General features: G+C 69.6%; 19 protein-coding genes and 1 pseudogene. 11 read left to right on the top strand and 9 right to left on the bottom strand.

Annotated elements, in window-relative coordinates; all coding sequences use genetic code 11:
* The first annotated feature begins 422 nt into the window (after positions 1-422).
* From FHR33_RS31815 to FHR33_RS31795, 6 genes and pseudogenes are all read left to right on the top strand, one after another.
* A complete protein-coding gene (locus tag FHR33_RS31815) occupies positions 423-1,433 on the top strand; it encodes a hydroxyacid dehydrogenase (protein WP_246453245.1) in 1,011 nt (336 codons plus the stop codon).
* 34 nt (positions 1,434-1,467) lie between these two features.
* Positions 1,468-2,514 carry a LacI family DNA-binding transcriptional regulator gene (locus FHR33_RS31810; RefSeq protein WP_183660411.1) on the top strand — a complete coding sequence of 349 codons (1,047 nt, stop codon included), beginning with the start codon at positions 1,468-1,470 and terminating at the stop codon, positions 2,512-2,514.
* Between the two features lie 99 nt (positions 2,515-2,613).
* Positions 2,614-2,667, top strand: a pseudogene (locus FHR33_RS53430) (twin-arginine translocation signal domain-containing protein); the annotation flags it as partial.
* Positions 2,666-3,925: a M60 family metallopeptidase gene (locus tag FHR33_RS31805; protein WP_376773302.1), complete on the top strand. Its 1,260-nt coding sequence runs from the start codon at positions 2,666-2,668 to the stop codon at positions 3,923-3,925. The pseudogene FHR33_RS53430 and the gene FHR33_RS31805, both read left to right, overlap by 2 nt.
* A gap of 278 nt (positions 3,926-4,203) precedes the next feature.
* Positions 4,204-6,480 (top strand): polysaccharide lyase 8 family protein, encoded by a 2,277-nt coding sequence (locus tag FHR33_RS31800; protein ID WP_221241330.1) that lies wholly within the window; start codon positions 4,204-4,206, stop codon positions 6,478-6,480.
* 2 nt (positions 6,481-6,482) lie between these two features.
* Positions 6,483-8,744, top strand: coding sequence for a DUF2264 domain-containing protein (locus FHR33_RS31795; protein WP_246452245.1), 2,262 nt, complete (start codon positions 6,483-6,485; stop codon positions 8,742-8,744).
* A 932-nt stretch (positions 8,745-9,676) separates the two neighbouring features.
* Here the strand turns inward: FHR33_RS31795 and FHR33_RS31790 are convergent.
* Together FHR33_RS31790 and FHR33_RS31785 are read right to left on the bottom strand one after the other, a co-directional pair.
* A complete protein-coding gene (locus FHR33_RS31790) occupies positions 9,677-10,237 on the bottom strand; it encodes a DNA-3-methyladenine glycosylase I (protein WP_183655566.1) in 561 nt (186 codons plus the stop codon).
* A complete protein-coding gene (locus tag FHR33_RS31785; protein WP_183655563.1) occupies positions 10,234-11,592 on the bottom strand; it encodes a hypothetical protein in 1,359 nt (452 codons plus the stop codon). The genes FHR33_RS31790 and FHR33_RS31785 overlap by 4 nt, the downstream gene beginning before the upstream one ends.
* 28 nt (positions 11,593-11,620) lie before the next feature.
* Here FHR33_RS31785 and FHR33_RS31780 point away from each other — a divergent pair, with 28 nt between their 5' ends.
* Complete coding sequence (locus tag FHR33_RS31780) at positions 11,621-11,902, top strand: hypothetical protein (RefSeq protein WP_183655561.1); 282 nt, start codon at positions 11,621-11,623, stop codon at positions 11,900-11,902.
* Positions 11,903-12,480: 578 nt separating this feature from the next.
* Here the strand turns inward: FHR33_RS31780 and FHR33_RS31775 are convergent.
* The 4 genes from FHR33_RS31775 to FHR33_RS31760 form a co-directional block, all read right to left on the bottom strand.
* Positions 12,481-13,065 (bottom strand): LOG family protein, encoded by a 585-nt coding sequence (locus FHR33_RS31775; RefSeq protein WP_183655558.1) that lies wholly within the window; start codon positions 13,063-13,065, stop codon positions 12,481-12,483.
* A gap of 11 nt (positions 13,066-13,076) precedes the next feature.
* Positions 13,077-13,871 (bottom strand): LOG family protein, encoded by a 795-nt coding sequence (locus tag FHR33_RS31770; protein ID WP_183655555.1) that lies wholly within the window; start codon positions 13,869-13,871, stop codon positions 13,077-13,079.
* 423 nt (positions 13,872-14,294) lie between these two features.
* Positions 14,295-15,359 carry a succinyl-diaminopimelate desuccinylase gene (dapE, locus tag FHR33_RS31765; RefSeq protein WP_183655552.1) on the bottom strand — a complete coding sequence of 355 codons (1,065 nt, stop codon included), beginning with the start codon at positions 15,357-15,359 and terminating at the stop codon, positions 14,295-14,297.
* 220 nt (positions 15,360-15,579) lie between these two features.
* Positions 15,580-16,413 (bottom strand): 2,3,4,5-tetrahydropyridine-2,6-dicarboxylate N-succinyltransferase, encoded by an 834-nt coding sequence (locus tag FHR33_RS31760; RefSeq protein ID WP_183655549.1) that lies wholly within the window; start codon positions 16,411-16,413, stop codon positions 15,580-15,582.
* A gap of 37 nt (positions 16,414-16,450) precedes the next feature.
* Here FHR33_RS31760 and FHR33_RS31755 point away from each other — a divergent pair, with 37 nt between their 5' ends.
* A complete protein-coding gene (locus FHR33_RS31755) occupies positions 16,451-17,248 on the top strand; it encodes a hypothetical protein (protein ID WP_312895805.1) in 798 nt (265 codons plus the stop codon).
* An 86-nt stretch (positions 17,249-17,334) separates the two neighbouring features.
* On the opposite strand, the gene FHR33_RS31750 is transcribed toward FHR33_RS31755, so the two are convergent.
* From FHR33_RS31750 to fdxA, 3 genes are read right to left on the bottom strand one after another with little or no spacing between them, the layout of a single operon-like run.
* The gene (locus tag FHR33_RS31750) at positions 17,335-17,961 is read right to left on the bottom strand and encodes a DUF4178 domain-containing protein (RefSeq protein WP_183655544.1); all 627 of its coding nucleotides are present in this window, start codon (positions 17,959-17,961) and stop codon (positions 17,335-17,337) included.
* An 11-nt stretch (positions 17,962-17,972) separates the two neighbouring features.
* A complete protein-coding gene (gene dapC, locus FHR33_RS31745) occupies positions 17,973-19,043 on the bottom strand; it encodes a succinyldiaminopimelate transaminase (RefSeq protein ID WP_183655541.1) in 1,071 nt (356 codons plus the stop codon).
* Between the two features lie 3 nt (positions 19,044-19,046).
* Complete coding sequence (fdxA, locus tag FHR33_RS31740; protein ID WP_068901325.1) at positions 19,047-19,373, bottom strand: ferredoxin; 327 nt, start codon at positions 19,371-19,373, stop codon at positions 19,047-19,049.
* Positions 19,374-19,430: 57 nt separating this feature from the next.
* Here fdxA and FHR33_RS53670 point away from each other — a divergent pair, with 57 nt between their 5' ends.
* From FHR33_RS53670 to FHR33_RS31730, 3 genes are all read left to right on the top strand, one after another.
* On the top strand, positions 19,431-19,679 hold the full coding sequence (locus FHR33_RS53670) for a putative acetyltransferase (RefSeq protein WP_428834784.1): 249 nt from the start codon (positions 19,431-19,433) through the stop codon (positions 19,677-19,679).
* A 17-nt stretch (positions 19,680-19,696) separates the two neighbouring features.
* Entirely contained in the window at positions 19,697-20,743 is a 1,047-nt protein-coding gene (locus FHR33_RS31735; RefSeq protein ID WP_183655538.1) for an ABC transporter substrate-binding protein, read from the top strand.
* 107 nt (positions 20,744-20,850) lie between these two features.
* On the top strand, positions 20,851-21,606 hold the full coding sequence (locus FHR33_RS31730; RefSeq protein ID WP_183655536.1) for a class I SAM-dependent methyltransferase: 756 nt from the start codon (positions 20,851-20,853) through the stop codon (positions 21,604-21,606).
* Positions 21,607-21,812 lie beyond the last annotated feature (206 nt).

Genomic DNA, 21,812 nt, shown 5'->3' with positions numbered 1-21,812 from the left:
TCCTCGGGTTCGGCGAACTCGAACCCTGCGGCTCTCCGGTCCGCAGGACTCGGGCTCTGCGGGTCTCGGGTTTGCGGGTCTCGGGTTTGCGGGTCTCGGGTTTGCGGGTCTCGGGTTTGCGGGTCTCGGGCTTGCGGGTCTGCGGAGTTCGGGGTTTCGGCTCGCGAGTGGTCGTGGGAGCTCGGGGCCTGAGGGGTCTCGGGTTTCCGGGGTCCTCGGGTTCGCCGGGGTCCGACGGGGTCTCGGGTTCACCGGCATCCGGCGGGTTTCGGGTCGCCGGGACGGGTTCGGGTTCATCGGCATCCGGCGGGTTTCGGGTCGCCGGGGTTCGGGGTGTGGTGAGGGCTCGATCCTCAGGGTCGGGCGGTTGGGGGGTGGTCCGGTTGGTTCGGTTAGGACTCGGGGAGAGTGATGTGACGGTCATGGAGGCGCGGCTCAGACCGCGCACCGTCCTGGCGATGGCGCCGGGCGTGCGTGAGGAGGTCTTCGCCAAGGGCGCCCTCGACCGGCTCGCCGAGCTGGCCGACCTTCACGGCGACGTCCTGCACGACCTGTCGTCCGGCTCGGCCCTTCCGGTGCTCGCCGAGGCGGAGGTGCTGGTCACGGGGTGGGGATGTCCGCCGCTCGGCGCCGAGCTGCTGGAACGGGCGCCCAAGCTGCGCTTCATCGCCCACGCGGCCGGCACCGTCAAGACCTTCCTCGACCCCGTGGTGTTGGAAGGCGGGGTCCGTGTCTCGAGCGCGGCCGACGCCAACGCCGTACCGGTGGCCGAGTTCACCTACGCGGCGATCGTCTTCGGCGCCAAGCGCGCCTTCACGATGGCGCACAGGTACAGGGAGCACGGCACCAAGCGCGACTTCAGCGGCATCTCGTGGCTGGGAGCGCGCCGCATCACGGTCGGCGTGGTCGGATTCTCGCGGATCGGCCGCAGGGTGGTCGAGCTGCTGCGCGGGCTCGAGGCCGAGGTCCTGGTCTACGACCCCTATGCCGATCCGGCGCTGGTCGCCAGGCTCGGCGGGGTGCTGGTGGACCTCGACACGCTGGTGCGCCGCTCGCACGTGGTGAGCCTCCACGCGCCCAGCACGCCGGAGACCTACCGGCTGCTGGACCGCTCCCGGCTGGCCAAGCTCATGGACGGCGCGGTGGTGATCAACACCGCCAGGGGCACGCTCATCGACACCGAGGCGCTGCTGGAAGAGGTCACGAGCGGGCGGCTGGACGCGATACTTGATGTCAGCGACCCCGAGCCGCTGCCGTCGGGGCATCCGCTGTTCGGGCTGCCCAACGTCTTCCTCACCCCGCACCTGGCGGGGGCGCAGGGCAACGAGCTGGGCAGGCTGGCCGACTCGACGGTCGAGGAGGTGGCCAGGTACTGCGCGGGGCTGCCGCTGCTGCACGAGATCCAGCTCGACGCGCTCGATCGGATGGCATGATCTTCACACGGGTAAGGAGGAGCCGGTGACCGAGATGAGCTCGGCGACCATCGCCGACGTCGCCAAGCGGGCCGGCGTCTCCAGCGCCACAGTCTCGAGGGTGATCAACCGCAACTACCCTGTCGCGACGTCCACGAGAGAGCGCGTCGAGGCGGCCATCGCCGAGCTGGGCTACGTCGCCAACGCCCACGCCAGGGCGCTGGCGGGCTCCACCAACAGGACCGTCGGCATCATCATCAACGACGTGGTCGACCCGTTCTACGCCTACATCGCGAGGGGTGTGGAGCGCGAGGCGACCGTGCACGGCAGGCTGTGCATGGTGTGCTGCACGCAGGGCAGCCACGAGAAGGAGCTCGCTCTCATCGACCTGCTGCACGAGCAGCGCGCCGACGCCGTGATCCTGGTCGGCGGGGCGCACGAGGACCGCGCCTACGCCGCCGAGGTGGGACGCAGGGCCCGCGCGCTGCACACGGCCGGGTCCACGCTGGTGCTGTGCGGGCGTCCCTCGCTGGGCGACGACGTGCCGACCAAGGTCGTCGAGTACGACAACGAGGGCGGCGCCTTCGCGATCACCGACTACCTGATCACGCAGGGGCATCGCAGGATCCTGTTCCTCGGCGGTCCTCCCTCGCTGTCCACGACCATCGCCCGCCTGGCGGGGCACCGGCGGGCGCTGGAGATGCGAGGGCTCGCGCAGGCGAAGGAGCTGGTGCACACCGGCTCGTTCAACCGCAGGTTCGGCTACGACAAGGTCAGGGCGCTGCTGGCCGAAGGGCTCGACTTCACCGCGATCTTCGCGGCCAACGACACCGTCGCCGCCGGTGTCATGCAGGCGCTGGAGCTGGCGGGCGTCTCCGTGCCCGAGGAGATCTCCGTCGTCGGCTACGACGACGTGCCGGTGGCGCAGGAGCTGCGTCCCCAGCTGACCACCGTGCGCATCCCGCTGGAGGAGATGGGACGGCAGGCCGTACGGCTGGCGCTGGGTGTGGCGGGCGAGAGCGACTACCTCGCCCCCGTGCAGACCACCACGCGGGTCGGCACGAGCATCGTCGTGCGCGGGTCTGTCGCGCCTCCACGATAGCAAGCGCTTACTGAAGCACCAGCGCTGAGCAGCATAGAAAGACATAGAAAGATTCCCAGACCCTTGACGCGCGATAGAAAGCGCTTTCATGCTGCCGTCATGACTCACACCCCCCTTTCCCGCCGTGGCTTCCTGGGCGCGGCCACCGCCGGTGCCGTCCTCCTCGGGGCGGGCCCCCGCCCTCGCGGGCGCCTCCGTCCCCAGCGCCAGGCGGACCTTTGTCCTCAGGGCCAGGCCGAGCGCCGAGAGCGAGCGGCTGCGGCTCCAGCAGGCGCTCGGCACCACCAACTTCCACCCCACGGGGCTCCACCTGCCCGCCGCGACCTCGCTGACCGTCCAGGTCGACGCGCAGGACGGCCTGCTGCCCACCCTTCACGTCGGCGCCCCCGACACCCACGCCGACGTCATCTACAAGAACCCGCGCGCCTACCCCCTGACCTCAGGCGTCAACACCGTCACCGACCCCGGCGGCGGCATGGTCTATCTGTCGCTCATCGGCGAGGGCCAGAAGGCCAAGGTCAAGTTCCTCGGCGGCGCCGTGCCCGTGCCGACCTTCGTGATGGGCGAGACCACCGAGTCCGACTTCCAGTCCCAGCTCGACACCCTGACCGCCGCGCCGCAGGTCGAGCTGCTGTCGCCGTACGGGATCGTCACAGTGACCAGGGACGGCATGCTCGCCTGGCGCGAGCAGGACCACGGCGGGCTGCTCACCGTGCTCGAGACGATCATCTCCTCGCACGCGGCGATCTCGGGGCTCACCGAGAGCGAGCGGAGCCCGCTGCCGTTCCACCTGGTGGAGGCTCCGCGCATGCCCACGGGCGCGGGCGCGTACGCCACGCACGGCTGGACCGCCTACCCGCGCACCTACCTCGACAGGCTCATCACCGTGGAGGGGCTGCGGACCAGGGGCTGGGGCGTCTACCACGAGCTCGGACACCAGCACCAGCAGATGGCCTACAAGCCCACCGACCTCACGGAGGTCACGGTCAACATCTACTCGCTGGCGGCACAGCGGACCCTCGGTCAGCCCTCGAACCTGACCAAGCCCGACGCCAAGACGGGGCTGACGCCGTACCAGAGCGCGCTGCCGAAGCTGCCCAGCGCGGGGTACGTGAAGGGGTTCGGCGCCTTCGAGAAGCTGGTGCCGTTCAGGCAGCTGGAGCTGGCGTTCGGGGATGACTTCTGGCCCCGGCTGCACCGGCTGGTCCGCGCGGAACGGCCCGCCTCCGACTGGACGGAGACGGACAAGAGGTGGGGGTACCTGGCCCTCTACACCTCACGGACGGCTGGACGGGATCTGAGCGGGTTCTGGACGCGATGGGGCGCGCCGGTGACGGCGGAGTACCTGGCCAAGGTGGCCGCCCTCGGCCTCCCCACGCCCGGCGTCGACCCGAGCACGCTGGCCGAGTAGGAGCCGTCCCCATGACCACACCGACTCCGCGCCCCCCTGCGCGCCTGCCGCGAACGCCAGGGATCACCTCCCCGCCCTTCTCCCAGGCTGCCGAGCCTCGCGTCCTCGCCTCCGCCACCAGCCGGCGGGGGTTCCTCGGGCTCGCGGGTGGTCTGGCTGCGTTCTTTCTCCCCCAGGAGGCGGCCGCGTCATCCACAGGCTCCGCGACCGGTGCCGGCTTTTCCACAGGCGCGACCGGCCCGTCACCCGCCCTCGCCCCGATCGGCCAGACTGCGGGCGTGACCGAGTTCGCCACCCTCCGAGCCAAGGCCACCGCTCTCCTCTCCGGCGGCTCCTTCGACCCCGCCGACCCCACGTTCGCCGCTCCCCTCGCCAAGCTCGACGCCGCCGCGTCAACCCTGCGCGGGGCCCTCGACCTGGCGTCCAACCGCACCTTCCTCTGGCCGGACCTCCCTCTCAAGGGCGTCTCGGGCGACATCGCGAGCAGCCACCAGCGGCTGCGCACGCTCGCCACCGCCTGGGCCACCCCGGGCTCGGCCCTCCACGGCGACGACGGCCTCGCGGGCGAGATCCTCGCCGCCCTCGACTTCCTCTACGCCCGCGCCTACAACGAGACCAAACGCGAGGTGGGCAACTGGTGGCACTGGGAGATCGGCGCTCCGAGGGCCCTCATGGACACCTGCCTGCTGATGTACGACCTCATCAGCACCGAGCAGCGCACAGCGTGGATCAGAGCGGTCGACAGGTTCTGCCCCAACCCCGACCGCAGGACCAACCTCACGAACTTCGCCGAGACCGGAGCCAACAGGGCCGACAAGGCGCTGATCGTCGCCCTGCGCGGCATCGTCGGCGACGACGCGGCCAAGGTGGCGCTGGCCCGCGACGGCCTGTCCGACCTGCGCGACGGCGGTCGCAACACCCTCTTCGGCTACGTCACCTCCCGCGACGGCTTCTACGCCGACGGCTCCTTCATCCAGCACGACACCGTCGCCTACACCGGCTCCTACGGCGTCGTCCTGCTCCAGTCGGTCAGCGCCATGCTGGGCCTGCTCGGCGGGTCGAGCTGGGAGGTCACCGACCCCAAGAGGTCGGTGATCCTCGACGCGGTGGAGCGCACGTTCGCGCCGTGGATCCACGACGGCCTCATGATGGACAGCGTCAGAGGCAGGGCGGTGTCGCGCGGCGGCTCCCGCGACCACGACGCGGGGCGTGAGACGGTCGATGCGGTGCTCCAACTCGCCACCGGCGCGCCCGAGCCCTACGCGACCCGCTTCAAGGAGCTGGCCAAGGGCTGGGTGAGCAGGGGCAGGTTCTTCGAAGGGGCGGGCATCGCGGCGACCGCCAGGGCGAGGGCCGTGCTCGACGACCCCCGCCTCGCAGCCGCGGCGAGGCCGGTGGGCCATCACGTGTTCGCCGACATGGACCGCGTCGTGCACCGCCGTACGCACTGGTCCTTCGCCCTGAGCCTCGACTCCAAGCGCATCGCGGGATACGAGTGCGGCAACGGGGAGAACTACCGCGCCTGGTACCAGGGCGACGGTGTCACCTACCTCTACACCGACCTCGACCACTACAGCGCCGACTACTGGCCGACCGTCAACTCCTACCGGCTGCCTGGCACCACGGTCGACACGCGGCACCGCGATCCCGCGGTCTCCGTGAGCGGCACCGGCACCTTCCGCCCGAAGAACGCGTGGGCGGGCGGGGCCGTTCTCGGCGGGTACGGCGTGGCGTCGCTCGAGCTCATGGCCATGGGCAGCACGCTCACGGCCAGGAAGAGCTGGATCTGCCTCGACGACGCCGTCGTCTGCCTGGGCGCGGGCATCACCAGCACCGACGCCCGCACGATCGAGACCGTCGTCGAGAATCGCGGCACCACCGGCGCGTTGACCGTCGACGGCGTCCTCCAGCAGAGCGCCGAGAGCTCGTCCACCTCCTCGTGGGCTCACCTCGAAGGCGTCGGCGGCTACATCTTCCCCGGTGGCGCGCCCCTGCGCACGCTGCGTGAGGTGCGCACCGACAGCTGGAAGGCGATCAACGACGGCGCCAGCACCAGCGGCTCGGGCGAGCCGGTTTCGCGGGAGTACGTCACGCTCTGGTTCGACCATGGCGCCAACCCCTCAGGCGCCACCTACGCCTACCTGCTGCTCCCCAACGCCACCGCCGAGCAGACCGCGGCCTACTCGGGTGTCGAGGTGCTCGCCAACACCGCCGAGGTCCAGGCCGTCCACGCGGGGCTGGGCGGCCAGGGACACCGGCTGTTCGCCGCCACCTTCTGGGCGGCGGGCAGCGTCGGCGGGGTCAGCGCGAGCGCTCCCTGCGCCGTGCTCGTACGGCGGGCGGGCGACCGCGTCTCCGTGGCCGTCTCCGACCCGAGCCGCACGGTCGACAGCGTCGTCCTCACCCTCGACCATCCCGCTCACGGCGTGGTGAGCACCGACGACACCGTCACCGTGCGACCTGGCAAGAACCCCACGATCACCGTCAAACTGGCCGGATCGCGCGGCCACACCCACACGGCCGAGCTCACCGTCGGCCGCCACCGAGAAGGCTAGGCATGCCCCCTCCATACCTGTCCCTGCCGCCCACCGATCGGCTGCTCTCGCCGCGCACCGGCTGGACGCGCGCCCACTGGGAGACGCTGACCGACCATCTGCTCGACTCCGTCGTGCCGTACGCGTCGCTCGGGTTCGCCCAGTACCGGCTACCGGGGCGAGCGAGCTGGTCAGGGGTGGCACTCGACGGTCTGGAGGGGTTCGCCCGCACGTTCCTCGCCGCCGCGTTCCGCATCGCGGGCGCGCGCGGCCAGGTCCGCCCCGAGCTGATCGAGCGTTACGCCACCGGCCTGGCCAACGGCACCGATCCGTCCAGCGGCGAGGCCTGGCCCCAGCTGACCGACTGCTCACAGCAGATGGTCGAGGCGGCCTCGATCGCGGTCGGCCTGCACGAGTCGAGGCCGTGGCTGTGGGATCAGCTTCCCTCCGAGGTGCGGGAGCGGGTGGTCACCTGGCTGAGCGGCTTCATCGGCAAGCGCACGTGGGACAACAACTGGATGCTGTTCCAGACCGTGAGCGAGGAGTTCGTGAAGTCGGTCGGCGGGCCGTACGCACAGCACGAGATCGACAGGGGTCTGGAGCGGATCGAGCAGTGGTACGTCGGCGACGGCTGGTACACCGACGGCGGCACCCGCAACTTCGACTACTACGGCGGCTGGGCCCTCCACCTGTATCCCCTGCTGTGGACCCGCATGTCGGGCGATGAGGAGCGCGCCACGCTCTACCGCGGCCGCCTGAGCGAGTTCCTCACGACCTACCAGCACTTCTTCGGCTCCGACGGCGCTCCCATCCATCAGGGCCGCTCGCTCTGCTACCGCTTCGCCTCGCTCGCTCCCGTCTGGATGGGCGCGCTCGCCGACGCCACCCCGCTCACCCCCGGGCAGACCAGGAAGCTCGCCTCGTCCGTCGCCCGCCACTTCGCCGAGCGCGGCGTCCCCAACCGGCGGGGGCTGCTCTCCCTCGGCTGGTACGACACCTTCCTGCCGACCACGCAGGCGTATTCGGGGCCCGCCTCGCCGTACTGGGCGTCGAAGGGCCTGCTCGGCCTGTTGCTCCCACCCGAGCACCCGGTGTGGACGGCCGGCGAGCAGATGCTCCCCATCGACGAGAACGATCTCACCGTCGCCCTCCCCACCACAGGGCTGCTCCTCCACGGCACTCGCCACGACGGCATCGTCCGGCTGGTCAACCACGGCAGCGACCACGGCGCTCCGCCCGACGACCCGCACTACGCCAAGCTCGCCTACTCCACCCGTACGGCCCCCGAGTCCGCCGAACACGCCTGGATCAGGAACGTCGACAACCACCTGGCCCTCGTCTCCCCCGAAGGCGTCCCTTCCTCCCGAGGCACGATCCACCCGCTGGAGTGCGCGGGCAGAACCGCCGCCTCATACACGGAGACTCCCGAAGGCACCCGCATCACGACGATCTCACTCGTCCGCGGCCCCTGGGAGCTCCGCATCCACCAGATCACCCCCGCCCCCGCCCCCGCACCACACTCGGCCCCCCACCCCCTCACGACCACGCAACCACCGGACGCCGAGCCCCCCGCCGTGCCCCAGCCATCCGCCACTGGGCTCCACGTCTTGTCGCAGCCAACGGACGCCGAACCACACGCCTCCCCGCAACCGTCGGACGCCGAACCACATGCCGCGCAGCCGTCGGACGCCGCGTCCCACCCCTGGCAGCCGTCGGACGCCGAACCGCGTGCTTCCTCGCCATCGCCGGAGTTCCGCGGCTCCTCATCGTCGACCCGAACGAGCCCGCCCTCTGACGAAGCTGCCATCTCCTCCCCTTCGGCGGGCCCCCACTCACCGAACGCGCCTGGCTTCCACGGCACCCCCTCCTCCGCCCTCCCCCTGACGACGCCGCCATCAGGCGAGACGGTCAACGAGGTGCTCGGGGTGACGGTGCGAGAGGGCGGCTACGCCGTCTCCGACGTCACCCCGCCCTCCGCGGTCACCGGACCCGGCTGGGCGCTGGCCCGCCGCACGGACGGCCTGACCTCAGCCCTCATCGGCCTGTACGGCTGGCAACGCGCGAGCGTCTCCCAAGACGTGGAGTCGAACGCCTTCGGACCCCACTCGGCGGTGCCCTGCCTCCACGCCGACACCCCCGGTGTCCACGTCACGCTCGTCGTCCTGTCGGGCGACGCCGTCCACCCGTCAGCCCTTCGCGACGCCATCACCGTCGAGGTCTCCAGGGAGTCCGTCACGATCGCCTTCCCCGACGGCGACCACCACACCCAACCACTCCCCACGTAGCCCGCGATCGGCCGGCCCCGCTGGAATGGGCCGGAGGCAGAGGCAGCCGGGCTCCGTACGCCCGATGACAGCCCAAACGTGCCTGCGACTCAGGGCACGTTGACGGGCGAGTCCGGCGTTCTGTGGTGCGTCGGCTCAAAACTCCGCCCCGAAGAGAGGCCGGTCGGACCTCTCGTCGCCGACCCGTACAGCCGGAAAACGGCACCATGCAGCAGACGGCACCCATCCAGGAGCGTCCGTCAACAGCCGCCGACCAACGCGAACGGCCACAAATCAAGGCGGACAGCTCGCGAACCAAGCCAAGGACAAACAGCCACAGATCAAGGCAAACGGCCCACGAGTGCGGCGGGACAAATGGCCACAGGCCGAGATGTAGGGCGCACGAGCCCAAGGCGGTGACAACGGCCATAGGCGAAGACAGAGGGCCCACAAGCCCAAGGCGGAGACAACAGCCACAGGGCTGATGCAGGGCCCACGAACCAAGGCGGAGACAACAGCCACAGGGCTGATGCAGGACCCACAAACTCAAGGCGGAGACAACGACCACAGGCGAAGACAGAGGGCCCACAAGCCCAAGGCGGAGACAACAGCCACAGGGCTGATGCACGACCCACAAACTCAAGGCGGAGACAACGACCACAGGCGAAGACAGAGGGCCCACAAGCCCAAGGCGGAGACAACAGCCACAGGGCTGATGCACGACCCACAAACTCAAGGCGGAGACAAAGGGCTAAAGATCAAGGCAGACGGCCCACGAACCCGGTGCAGGGACAAACGGCTACAGGCTCAAGGAAGACGGCCACGAACCAAGACAGGAGCAAACGCCCACGGGCCAGGAGGGACGGTCTGCGGGCGAAAGGAGGGGCGGAGGCCGCACGCCAGGGCAGGTAAGCAGAGCCCGGAGGAACGTGGCTGTAGCCGAGGGCGTGTGGTCAGTGGACGGTGAGGTTGCGAGTGACGCAGTCCGCGATGTGGTCGTTCACCAGGCCGATGGCCTGCATGAGCGCATAGGCCGTCGTCGGCCCGACGAAGCGGAAGCCGTACCCCTTCAGCTCCTTGGCGAGCGCCTTGGAACCAGGTGTGATCGCCGGAACGTCCGCCATCGACTTCGGTACGGGAGAGTCGGGATCCGCATGCCGCCAGACCAGCTCGGAGAGCCCGCCTGGCACCTCCAGGGCGGCGCGGGCGTTGGCGATCGTAGCGTCGATCTTGGCTCGGTTACGGACAATGCCCTGGTCAGCGAGGAGTCTGTCGACGTCCTGCTCGGTGTAGGCCGCGACCTTCGCGATGGAGAAGCCATCGAACGCCTTGCGGAAGTTCTCGCGCTTGCGCAGGATCGTCAGCCAGGACAGCCCCGACTGGAACGCCTCCAGGCTCACGCGCTCGAACACCTTGTCATCCCCGTGAACAGGACGGCCCCACTCCTCATCGTGGTAGGCGATGTAGAGCGGAGCACTCATACCCGTCCACTCGCAACGGATCACCTCGTTCACGCGCGGCCGTCCCTGCTGTGGCCGATGGAGGCCGGCAGCTCACCCGCACCGTTGGAACCCTCAGCACCGACCTCACGCACCCTGGCCACGCCGCCCTCGCCACCAACGTCGTGAACCCGATCCTCACCCTCGACACCCATATCGTGGGCCCGATCCTCACCCTCGACACCCATATCGTGGGCCCGGTCCTCACCCTCGACACCCGCACCGTGGGCACGAGCCGCGTCGCCAACCCGAGCCCCGCCGCCCTCATCCCCAGCGTCGTAGGCCCGATCCTCACCCTCGACACCCGCACCGTGGGCACGAGCCGCGTCGCCAACCCGAGCCCCGCCGCCCTCATCACCGGCGTCGTGGGGCCGGCTCTCTCCCACCGCGCGCACGCTGCGATCCTCGCCTTCGACGCCAACGTGATCGGTCCGAAGCTCACCGTCGACAACCGTGTCGTGGGCACGAGCCGCGTCGCGGGCCCGAGCCTCGTCACTGCCGTCACCAGCGTCGTGGGCGGGAGCCCAACCGTCAGGGTGGGCCTCGCTGTCCACGTCCGGGTCGTGGGCATGCGCTCCGGCACCGTGGGCATGAGCCTCCGGGTGCTCGGCTGCGACATGCGAATTGACGACGCCGTAGGAGTCGGTGTGGCTGTCCTCCTCAGAAGGAGCGGTTCTCCCCCAAGTCGGAGCAACCGTCCCGTTGTCAGTCGTTCCCTCTCGCCATCGGACGGCCTCGGCCTCGGCTGAAGCCGCACGATCAGCGTCCATCGACGACTCGAAAGACGCCGAGGACTCGTCGGATGTCAGGGCAGAGGAGGTGTCGGTTCGAGATTGACCGTTCTGGCCGGGATCGCGGGTCTCGTCGGCGGAGCCGTCGAAATCCTCGGGGGCGTTCTGCTGCTGGCCGGCCTCGGTGTCGTCTCCTGTGGGCTGGTGACCCACGCGCGCATACGGTTGCGAGCCGCCCGCAGGCGAGCCGTCCTCGGGAAGAGCCAGGGACGGCGCGTCGGGATGGTGCTCGGTGCGGGGAGTGACGCTCGAACCCGCGTACGCCTCCTGCCGCGCCTGCAACCTGCTGGCCAGCAGCTCCGACACCCGCTGTTCCAGCACCGCGATGCGGGTGTCGCGGGCGCTGATCGCGTTGGCGGCACGACGCAACGTCTCGTCGACGCTCTGCGTGTGGTAGCCCACGAGGTTCACCGGCAGCTGCAGCGCCATGAAGTCAACCGCCGTCAGCTGCCCGGCCTCGGGCAGGTCGAGGGGTGGAACGTCAGGCGGGAACTCGGTCAGCTCACCGCCCCTGCCAAGGGAGACCACGACCACGCAGGCGAGTATCGCCAGCGCGGCGATGGCGAGTACGACCAGCACACTGGAATCGTACTCGTACGATCGAGACATGAGGCCTGTAGTGCTCACGCCAGGCGAGCGTGAACAACCCGCGTGGATCCCCGCCGACACCCTCCGCGAGGTGCGGGAGCGAGCCGCGGACGGGGCCACGGTGCTGGTCAGGCTGCCCGCGCCGCTCGACGCCGCCCTCGCCGCAGCCGCCGTGTACCGGCGTGCGGGGGCGGGCGTGTTCGTGACGGAACATACCGATCAGGTCAGACTCGCCCTGGAGATGACAGATTGCCTGTCTGGTACCCGTCCCCCAGCCCTCACCCGCCGCGGCCTGGCCTGACTCCTAACGCCCGGCCGCCGGCGAGGCTCTCCCCCTGACGCCCGTTCGAACTCAGCCGCCGACTCCGCACCCTCCCCTGCCCCTCTACACCCTGGCTGCGCATCCTCGTTGTGACCACTAGGACTCCAGCCGCGCACACCCTCATCCCCACCCCAGGACTCCAGCCGCGCACCCTCTCCTCCCGACCCCAATACCCCGACCGCGCACCCTGCTGACCCCAGGACTTCAGGCGCGCCCGCCCTCCTCCTGACCCCAGGACCCCCGACCGCGCACGCCGTACCCCAGACTCCAGGATTCCGACTGCGCACACTCCTGAGCCCAGGACCCCAAGCCCGCACCCTCTCCTCCTGGCCCAAGAACCCGGCCCCGCACGCCGTACCCCAGACTCCAGGATTCCGACTGCGCACACTCCTGAGCCCAGGAGTCCAGGCGGGCACCCCTGACCCCTGAACCCCGGCCGCGCACGCGCTCCTTCTGACCCCGTAGCGCGGGTTGCCGTCACCCAGGTGAGGTCTGTCTCCGTGCGCGGCTTCACCGGCACAGGTCCCCGCCGCGGCGGACGGCGCTCGCGGAGCGGCTCAGGGGGTCGACTCGCCCAGTTCCTCCACACTCGGCTCCATGGGCTGTGCCGGGGACTCCAGCACCTCGAGCGCCTCCTCCACCGAACTGGTCCAGGTGATGGCGTCGAAGACGTTCGCCCGCGTGAACCCCTCCTCGTACATGTGCTCGACGAGCGACCGCAGCGGCGCGTACAGACCCCAAGGGTCGAGGATCACCAGCGGCTTGGTGTGGATGGCGAGGACTCTGGCGGTCCAGATCTCGAAGAGCTCCTCGAGCGTCCCGATGCCCCCGGGGAGCACCAGGAACGCGTCGGAGCGGGCGTCCATGACGCCCTTGCGTTCGCGCATGTCGGCGGTGACGACCAGCTCGTCCGACTCGGTGTCGGCGACCTCGATGTCGACGAGCACCTGGGGGATGACGCCGACGGTGCGGCCGCCGGCGGCTCTGGCCGCCCTGGTCACCGCGCCCATGCAGGAGACCGTCGCCCCTCCGCTCACCAGGGTGTGACCCCTGCGCGCGATCTCGGTACCGACCTCGGTGGCGAGGTGCACGTACTTGGGGTCGATCTTCTGACTGGATGCACAGAAAACGCAGATGTTCACGAAGCAGGAGTCTATTGAGGCTCTACCCGGTGGCTCTCCACCACCTCCTTCTCCTCCTTGCTGATGCCGGAGCGCAGCCGCTCGGACTCGATGATGATGTTGACCGCCTCCTCGACGTCGTCGGTGAGGTGGATCAGATCCAGGTCCTGCGCCGAGATCTTCCCCGAGGCCAGCAGCGTGTTCTTGATCCAGTCGATGAGGCCGCCCCAGTACTCCGTGCCCATCAGGACCACGGGGAAGGAGGTGACCTTCTGCGTCTGGACCAGGGTCAGCGCCTCGAACAGCTCGTCCAGCGTGCCGAAACCGCCGGGCAGGGTGATGAACCCGCAGGAGTACTTCACGAACATCGTCTTGCGGACGAAGAAGTAGCGGAACTCGATGCCGAGATCCACGTAGTCGTTCATGCGCTGCTCGAAGGGCAGCTCGATGCCGAGTCCGACGGAGATGCCGCCTGCCTCGGCCGCGCCCTTGTTGCCTGCTTCCATCGCGCCGGGCCCGCCGCCGGTGATCACGGCGTATCCGGCCTCGGCCAGGCGGCGTCCCAACGCGACGCCCATCTGGTAGTCCGGTGAGTCGTCGGTGGTACGGGCGGAGCCGAACACGGTGACTGCCGGAGGCAGCTCGGCCAGCTGGCCGAATCCCTCGACGAACTCGGCCTGGATGCGCAACACCCGCCACGGGTCCATGTGGACCCAGTCGGCGGGGCCCTGCCGGTCGAGAAGGCGCTGGTCGTGGGTGGATTCAGGAACCAGGCGGCCGCGGACGACCGCTTGGCCCTGACGACGTTCGGGACGTGTCCGTTTCATACGGAGCACGCTAGCGCGCATCGCTAAAAAATCTTGAAAAAAGGAGGGAACCAGATTTCGAAGGTCCTGCGTCTAACTGCCGAGGGTGCTGCTCGGGACTGAAAGTGGCTTTCCCCGCCAAATGGCCGGCGAGGAAAGCCACTTTCGTGTTGGAGGCCCTTCGTGCGCGGTCGCCAGACGCCCGGCGAGCTCACTTCGCCGATGAGCGCGGGGCCTCGCGACCACCCCACCAGAGAACCACAGACTCGACGTTGAGCCGAGCCCTCTTCTGACGCGCCGAGAGGCGAAGCACGCCGATTCCCTGGTGGTGAAGACAGCTCGGCAATCCATGCCTCCGGTTGCCCTGGTCGGATCATGCGACTGGAGGCCGGGGCGGGGGACGGAGAGTGGGACAAGGCGGGGCCTGCCGGTCGGTTGGCCTGGTCAGATCGTGGGTGTGGTGAGCCAGTTCAGCATGCCGAGCTCGCTCTCCGCGATCTTCGTCAGTGACGCGTACTCGCCCTGCTGGTGCGCCAGGTTCGGGTCGCCTGGGCCGTAGTTCACCGCGGGAATATCCAACGCCGAGAAGCGGGCCACGTCGGTCCAGCCGAGCTTGGCACGGGGGATGCCGCCCACCGCGGCGACGAAGGCCGCGGCCACCGGATGCGTCAGGCCCGGACGCGCGGCGGGCGCGCCGTCGGTGATGACGACCTCGAACCCGTCGAACACCTCTCGGACGTGCTGCTCGGCCTGTTCGAGCGACAGGTCAGGAGCGAAGCGGTAGTTGACCATGACCCCGGCCTCGTCCGGGATCACGTTTCCCGCGACCCCGCCGCGCACCGCCACCGCGTTGAGCCCCTCGTGATACTCCAGGCCGTCGACCACGGGCCGCCTGGCCTCGTAGGCGTTGAGCCTGGCCAGCACCTCCCCGACGGCGTGGATGGCGTTGACGCCGAGCCATGACCTGGCGCTGTGGGCGCGCTTGCCCCTGGTGATGATGTCCGCGCGCAGCGTGCCCTGGCAGCCGCCCTCGATCACGCCGTCCGTGGGCTCCATGAGTACGGCGAAGTCGGCGGCCAGCCAGTCCGGATGGTCACGGCTCACCCTGGTCAGGCCGTTGCGCTCGGCCTCGATCTCCTCGCAGTCGTAGAAGACGTAGGTGACGTCGCGGTTGGGTTCGGGGACGAGCGCCGCCAGCTTGAGCGCGACGGCGACGCCGGCCTTCATGTCGGACGTGCCGCAGCCGTAGAGGAGGTCGCCCTCGATCCTGCTGGGCAGGTTGCCCGCCACGGGGACGGTGTCGAGGTGACCGGCGATCACCACCCGCTCGGGCCGGCCGAGGAAGGTCCGCGCGACGACGGTCTCACCCGAACGGTCGACGGTGAGGTGCGGAAGCGCCCTGAGCGCCTGCTCCACCGTGTCGGCCAGGAACTTCTCGTCACCGCTGACCGATTCGATGTCCACGATGGCGGCGGTCAGCGCGCCCACGTCCTGCGTCAAGTCCAGCATGAGAGAACCCTAACCGGCCGGTACGGCCGGCCTTCAGGGCGGGAGTCGAAGACATCCGTGACGAGCCGTGGCCTGGGACGGAGGTGGTCAGGCGATGCCGGGTCCCCGGCTCCACCGGAAGAGGACGAGCGAAACAACCGTGGCCACGGCGTTCGAGGGTCAGGCGTGGAGGACGAGCGGAACAATCGTGACCGCGGCGCTCAACGCCCCCGGCGGACGGTCAGGCGTGGAGGCCGTGTTCGCGCAGGACCTCGTTCAGTGCCGCCTTGTCATGCCGTTGGCCGGGTTCCAGTCGCTTCAGCACCAGCACGCACGGCAGCCCGAACGTCCCGCCGGGGAACTCCTTGGGGCGGGTGCCGCCGACCGCGACGCACCAGTCGGGGATGCGGCCGCGGCCGAGTTCCTCCCCCGTCTGCACGTCGATCACCGGCATGGAAGCCGACAGGATCGTCCCCGCGCCCACCACCGCGCCGCGTCCGACCCTCGCTCCCTCGACCAGCATCGCCCTGCTGCCGATCAGCGCGTCGTCCTCCACCACGACGGGCACCGCGTTGGGTGGCTCGAGGACGCCGCCGATGCCCACCCCGCCCGACAGGTGGACGTTCCTGCCGATCTGCGCGCACGAGCCGACGGTCGCCCAGGTGTCCACCATCGTCCCGCCGTCGACGAAGGCGCCGATGTTGGTGAAGGACGGCATGAGCACCACCCCCGGCGCCAGGTAGGAACCCCACCTGGCGATGGCGCCCGGCACGACCCTGACCCCGTCGAACGTCGTCTTCAGCGGCAGCCTGTCGTGGTGCTGGAAGTCGCCCACCTGCGACCTGGCCATGCCGAGCACTTTGAAGCTGAGCAGGATGGCCCGTTTGGCCCGCTCGTCGACCACGACCTCGCCGCTCTCCGCGACGGCGGCCACCCGCGCCTTGCCGGTGTCGAGCTGGTCGATCGCCGCCACCACGATTCCCCTGGCCTCCGAGTCGGAGGGGGACAATTGCGCACGGTTGGACCACAACTCGTCGACCGCCGCAGGCAGCGGGCTCAAATAGCTCTGGCTCATGGCCACGGAGCCTATCTGTCCGGGTAGGTTTTTCAGGGTGCGGCGAAGCTTCTCCCGAGCGGTCCTGACTATCGGGATCATCGTTCTCACGCTCGCGGTCGCCATCGCCGTGGGCGTCTATGTGTTGCTCAGCAAAGCCGACCCACTCGTGGACGCCGAGGGCTGCGTGGTGAAGACCCCGAAGGGCGAGCTCGATCTCGACATCGAGCAGGCGAGGATCGCCGCCACGATCGCCGCGGTGGGAGAGCGCAGGAGGCTGCCCGAACAGGCCATCGTGATCGCCTACGCCACCGCCATCCAGGAGTCGAAGATGTACAACGTCTCCTACGGCGACCGCGACTCGCTCGGGGTGTTCCAGCAGCGGCCTTCGCAGGGCTGGGGCAAGAAGAAGCAGATCATGGATCCGGTCTACTCGGCCAACCGGTTCTTCGCCGCGCTGGTGAAGGTGAAGAACTACCAGAAGCTGCCGGTCGCCGAGGCGGCGCAGGCCGTCCAGCGGTCGGCCGCCGGATACGCGTACGGCCCGCACGAGAACAACGCGCGCATCCTCTCGGCGGCGTTCACGGGCAGGGTGCCGCGCGCCGTCCACTGCACCTTTCCGCTGAAGGAGACGCCCGCCGCGGCGCGCGCGGAGGAGGCGCAGCGCGACCTGACGCGCGCGCTCGGCGCCGTCAGCGTGCCGAGCATCAGGCGGGGGTGGCTGATCGCGACGTGGTCGGTCGCGCACGCCCAGCAGTACGGCCTGCGCCGCGTGGCGTTCGACGGCATCACCTGGTCGGCGGAGGGCTGGAAGAACGGCGGCAAGGCCGGCTCCACCCGCGTCGAGCTGTCATAGCGAGACGCCCCGCGGCGAGTTGTCACAGGGCGACGGAGAGGGCCAGGCGCGCGTCGAGCTACCACAGGGCGACGGCGCGGGCGGGGTCAGGCGGCGCGGCTGACGATCGTGATCGAGCCCGGCGGCAGCGGCTGGGCGTAGCTGGCCGTCCAGCGCTCGCCCTGCACCCGCTCGAAGGAGAGCAGCCTGCCGTCGGCGGCCCGGTAGTCGGCGAAGTCGAGCAGCCCGCGTTCGGGTCGTCCCGTCTCGCCCTCCGATCTGAACGCGGCCGTGCCGCGCTCGATCGGGAAGAACTCCACGCCCTCCATGATCAGCATGCTCTTGGCCGGGATCATGCCCTGCGTCGGCACGATGGTCCAGAGCAGGACCTCGAGGTGCGGAGGGTCGGTGGAGACCAGGCCCTGCCGTACCTCCACAGAGAGCCACACGGGACGGCGCGAGCCGTCGTCGAGCATGTACTCGATCCACTGGCGCCCCTGCCACGACATGTGCAGCGCGCCGGTGACACCGGCGCGCCTGCCGTGGGTCTCGATGTTGTCCCCCACCTGGATGGTGCGGGGGTCGTCGTAGTCGGAGCCGATCGCGCCGCCGTGCGAGGGAAGCGTGGAGACCGAGGCCGTGGGCGGACGGCCCTTGCGCATGGTCGCGTAGATGCCGCCCAGCAGGAGCACGACCGTGGCGATGCTGAGTCCGATGACGACCATGGAGGTCATGCCGCGGGATCCTACTGGAGGCGGCGCACCGCCGCACCGATGCGTTCGTCGGTGGCCGTCACAGCGATCCGAATATGGCTACGACCTGCGGATCCGTAGAACTCGCCGGGTGCGACCAAAATCCCGATTTCGGAAAGGCGTCGTACCTGATCCCAGCAGTCGCCGCCGTCGGAGGCCCACAGGTACAGGCCCGCCGTCGAGTGGTCGATGCGCCAGCCCGCCTTCTCCAGCGCGGGACGCAGCACCTCGCGCCGCGCCGCGTAGAGCTCGCGCTGCGCGTCGGCGTGGGCGTCGTCGCCGAGGGCGACGGTCATCGCCGTCTGCACCGGCTGAGGCATGATCATTCCGGCGTGCTTGCGGATCTCGAGCAGCCTCGCGACCAGCGCGGGGTCACCCGCGACGAACCCCGCCCTGTATCCGGCCAGGTTCGAGCGCTTGGACAGCGAGTGCACCGCGAGCAGCCCCTCGTGGGAGCCGCCGCAGACGTCGGGGTGCAGGATCGAGATCGGCTCTTCCTCCCAGCCGAGCTCGATGTAGCACTCGTCGGAGGCCACGATCGCGCCGCGCTCGCGCGCCCAGGAGACGACCTTGCGCAGGTGCTCGGCGGGGAGCACCTTGCCCGTGGGGTTGGAGGGCGAGTTGACCCAGACGAGGTCGACCCGCGCGGGGCCGAGCGTGAGCAGCCCGTCAGCGGCCACCGTCTCGGCTCCGGCCATGCGCGCGCCGACGTCGTAGGTGGGATAGGCCAGCTCGGGGAAGACCACCTGCTTGGCGCCGAGCAGCGTCGGCAGCCAGGCCACGAACTCCTTCGACCCGATCAGCGGCAGCACCGCCCGCTCGTCGACGGTGACGCCGTGCCTGCGGCGCAGCCAGCCAGCCGCCGAGGCGCGCAGTTCGGCGGTGCCGTACGTCAGCGGATAGCCGGGGCTGTCGGCAGCCCCGGCCAGCGCCTCCTGCACGATCCGCGGCACGGGATCGACGGGGGTGCCGACCGACAGGTCGACGATGCCGTCAGGATGCGCCTGGGCGCGCTCCTTGTACGGCACCAGCCGGTCCCATGGAAAGTCCGGCAGATTGTGCACCTGTCAGTGCTCCTCGGCCTGCGGCGGCAGAGCGGCGACGACCGGGTGGTCCTTCTCGATCTTGCCGACCTTCGAGGCGCCACCGGGCGAGCCCAGGTCCTCGAAGAAGTCCACGTTGGCCTTGTAGAAGTCCTTCCACTGCTCGGGAAGGTCGTCCTCGTAGAAGATCGCCTCTACAGGGCATACGGGCTCGCACGCACCGCAGTCCACGCACTCGTCGGGGTGGATGTAAAGCATGCGCTCGCCCTCGTAGATGCAATCGACGGGGCACTCCTCGATGCACGCCTTGTCAAGGACGTCCACGCAAGGCTGCGCGATGACGTACGTCACGTCGAGCTCCTTCATAGACCGCGGTTTTCTACGCCCTAGTATTGCCGGGTCAGCCAAGTGTCGGAAACGGAGGGTGGCAAACTCGTGGCCGCTCGCCTTGAGATCGCCATCACAACCTCGGACATAGGGGCACGCGTCACCACTCGTAGAAGAGTGCCAGGCGGCTTCAGCGACGCGGTAGGCGTGCTCGAATCGTGGGACGGCGGCACCCTCACGGTGCGCAAACGCGACGGCAGCCTCGTGGAGATCTCCGAGGAGCATTTGGTGGCCGCGAAAGTCGTGCCTCCTCGACCTGGGCGAACGTAACCGCGAGTATCTGTAGCGTGACCGTACGCACCTGTGCCGCCATCGCCGCCGTTCTCGTCAGCGCGGGATGCGCCGCTTCGACCACGGAGGAAAAGCCGCTCGCTCCCGTCAACGCGAAGGCCGCCTCCATGCAAGCCGGTTTCACGAGCATGGACAGGCTCGCGGAGGCCGCGAAGAAGGAGGGCGAGCTCAACGTCATCGCCCTGCCCCGCGACTGGGTCAACTACGGCGAGATCATCGACACCTTCGCCGACAAGTACGACATCAAGGTCAACCAGCTCGAACCCGGTGCCAGCAGCCGGCGTCAGATGGAGGCCGCCGCCCAGCTCAAGCCTGACGTCTTCGACCTCAGCCTCGAGGTGGCCGTGGCCAACGCGCCGCGCTTCGCCCCCTACAAGGTCCAGGGCTGGCACGACCTGCCCGACCACGTGAAGGACAGGAACGGCGCCTGGTACGCGGGCTACGGCGGCTACATGTCGCTCGGCTACGACTCGGCCAAGGTCAAGGCCCCGGCCTCCTTCGCCGACCTGCTGAAGCCCGGCTACACCGTGGCCCTGCCAGGAGACCCGCGCCAGACCGCCGCCGCGTTCAGCGGCATCATGGCCGCCTCCCTGCAGAACGGCGTGCCCCAGGTGCAGCGCGGCGTCGAGCTGTTCACCAAGCTCAAGAAGGAGGGCAAGCTCGCCGAGCCCCCCGCGGCCAACGTCGTCGTCGACTGGGACCACCTCAACGCCGAGCGCGCCGCCGAGCCCGGCACGTCGTGGAAGGTGACGATCCCCAAGGACTCGCCGCTGGGCGCGTACTACGTGCAGGCGATCAACAAGGACGCCCCGCACCCGGCGGCGGCCAGGCTGTGGCAGGAGTTCGTCTTCTCCGACGAGGGCCAGAACCTCTACCTCAAGGGTTACGCCAGGCCCGCGCGCGGCGAGGCGATGCTCATGAAGGGCACGCTCGACACCGAGACCGCGGCTCGCCTGCCTGCGCCTCCCGGGCCTCCGGTGCTGCTCACGATCCCGCAGACCGACACCGCGAAGACGTACGTCAACAAGCATTGGGCCGGGTGAGACAAGTGTGCCCGGTGTGACTGATATGTCGTAGAGACATTCAGCCCCTAGAGTTGTTGTCCCACTACGGGGGGAGCTGATCGGTCTTGCGATACGACACACCGAGCATGACGCGGTGGAACGCTCGCGCCTATGACAGCAGCTTCGGCTATGTCTCGCCGCAGGGCGCTCCCCTTGTCGACCTGCTGGATCCGCAGCCGGGCGAGCACGTGCTCGACCTCGGCTGCGGCACCGGCGTGCTGACCGCCGAGATCGCCGCCAGGGGGGCGCGCGTCCTCGGCATCGACGGCTCGACCGCGATGATCGAGAAGGCGCTCGCCCAGTACCCCGGCATCGACTTCATCATCGGCGACGGCCACGACTTCAGCGTCGTCCAGGCCTATGACGCCGTCTTCTCCAACGCCGCGCTCCACTGGATGAGCCGCGACCCCCGCACCGTGATCGCCAACGTCCGCGAGGCCCTGCGGCCCGGCGGCCGCTTCGTGGCCGAGATGGGCGGGGCGGGCAACTGCGCGGAGCTGACCGCCGCGCTCTCCACCGCATGGCGCGAGTACGGCCTGCGCGAGCCCGAACTGCCCTGGTACTTCCCGACTCCCGCCGAGCACTCCAGGCTCCTGGAGGAGGAGGGCTTCGTCGTCAGGCTGCTGGAGAACTTCGACAGGCCCACGCCTCTCGACGAGTGCCCAGGAGGGGCGGCCGACTGGGTGCGCATGTACGCGGGATCCCTGCTCGAAGGGCTGCCCGCCGACCTGGCGGACGCCCTTCTGCGACGGGTCAACGAGCTCGCCGCCCCCGCGCTCCGCAGGGAGACCGGGTGGATGGCTGACTACGTGCGGCTACGCTTCGCCGCCGTCCGGCGCTGATGCGTACTCCATGATGCACAGGGCTGTTTTGCGCGGCTATGGTCTGTTCCGTGGCGGCAAGAGTATGGCTGCGCCGCGACCGCGGCGTGAGGGGCTGGTGAACGGAACAGGATGAACTTCTGCCTGAGCGACCTCGTACCACCCTTGAGGTGGAGCGACGCGGCCGCGATCACACTGCTCCACGGTCAGCCGCATTTGCCGGAGGC

This window comes from Nonomuraea dietziae, from assembly GCF_014195505.1.
In the GTDB taxonomy this organism is placed as follows: domain Bacteria; phylum Actinomycetota; class Actinomycetes; order Streptosporangiales; family Streptosporangiaceae; genus Nonomuraea; species Nonomuraea roseola.
Note: the sequence above shows the minus strand (reverse complement) of the source record. Positions and strands in the feature narration are given on the sequence as shown.

Bases quoted from the DNA above. Each gene is read 5' to 3' on its own strand.
- FHR33_RS31815 (WP_246453245.1), top strand. From the start codon at position 423: ATGGAGGCGCGGCTCAGACCGCGCACCGTCCTGGCGATGGCGCCGGGC.
- FHR33_RS31810 (WP_183660411.1), top strand. From the start codon at position 1,468: ATGAGCTCGGCGACCATCGCCGACGTCGCCAAGCGGGCCGGCGTCTCC.
- FHR33_RS31795 (WP_246452245.1), top strand. From the start codon at position 6,483: ATGCCCCCTCCATACCTGTCCCTGCCGCCCACCGATCGGCTGCTCTCG.
- FHR33_RS31780 (WP_183655561.1), top strand. From the start codon at position 11,621: ATGAGGCCTGTAGTGCTCACGCCAGGCGAGCGTGAACAACCCGCGTGG.
- FHR33_RS31770 (WP_183655555.1), bottom strand. From the start codon at position 13,871: ATGAAACGGACACGTCCCGAACGTCGTCAGGGCCAAGCGGTCGTCCGC.
- dapE (WP_183655552.1), bottom strand. From the start codon at position 15,359: ATGCTGGACTTGACGCAGGACGTGGGCGCGCTGACCGCCGCCATCGTG.
- FHR33_RS31760 (WP_183655549.1), bottom strand. From the start codon at position 16,413: ATGAGCCAGAGCTATTTGAGCCCGCTGCCTGCGGCGGTCGACGAGTTG.
- FHR33_RS31750 (WP_183655544.1), bottom strand. From the start codon at position 17,961: ATGACCTCCATGGTCGTCATCGGACTCAGCATCGCCACGGTCGTGCTC.
- FHR33_RS31730 (WP_183655536.1), top strand. From the start codon at position 20,851: ATGACGCGGTGGAACGCTCGCGCCTATGACAGCAGCTTCGGCTATGTC.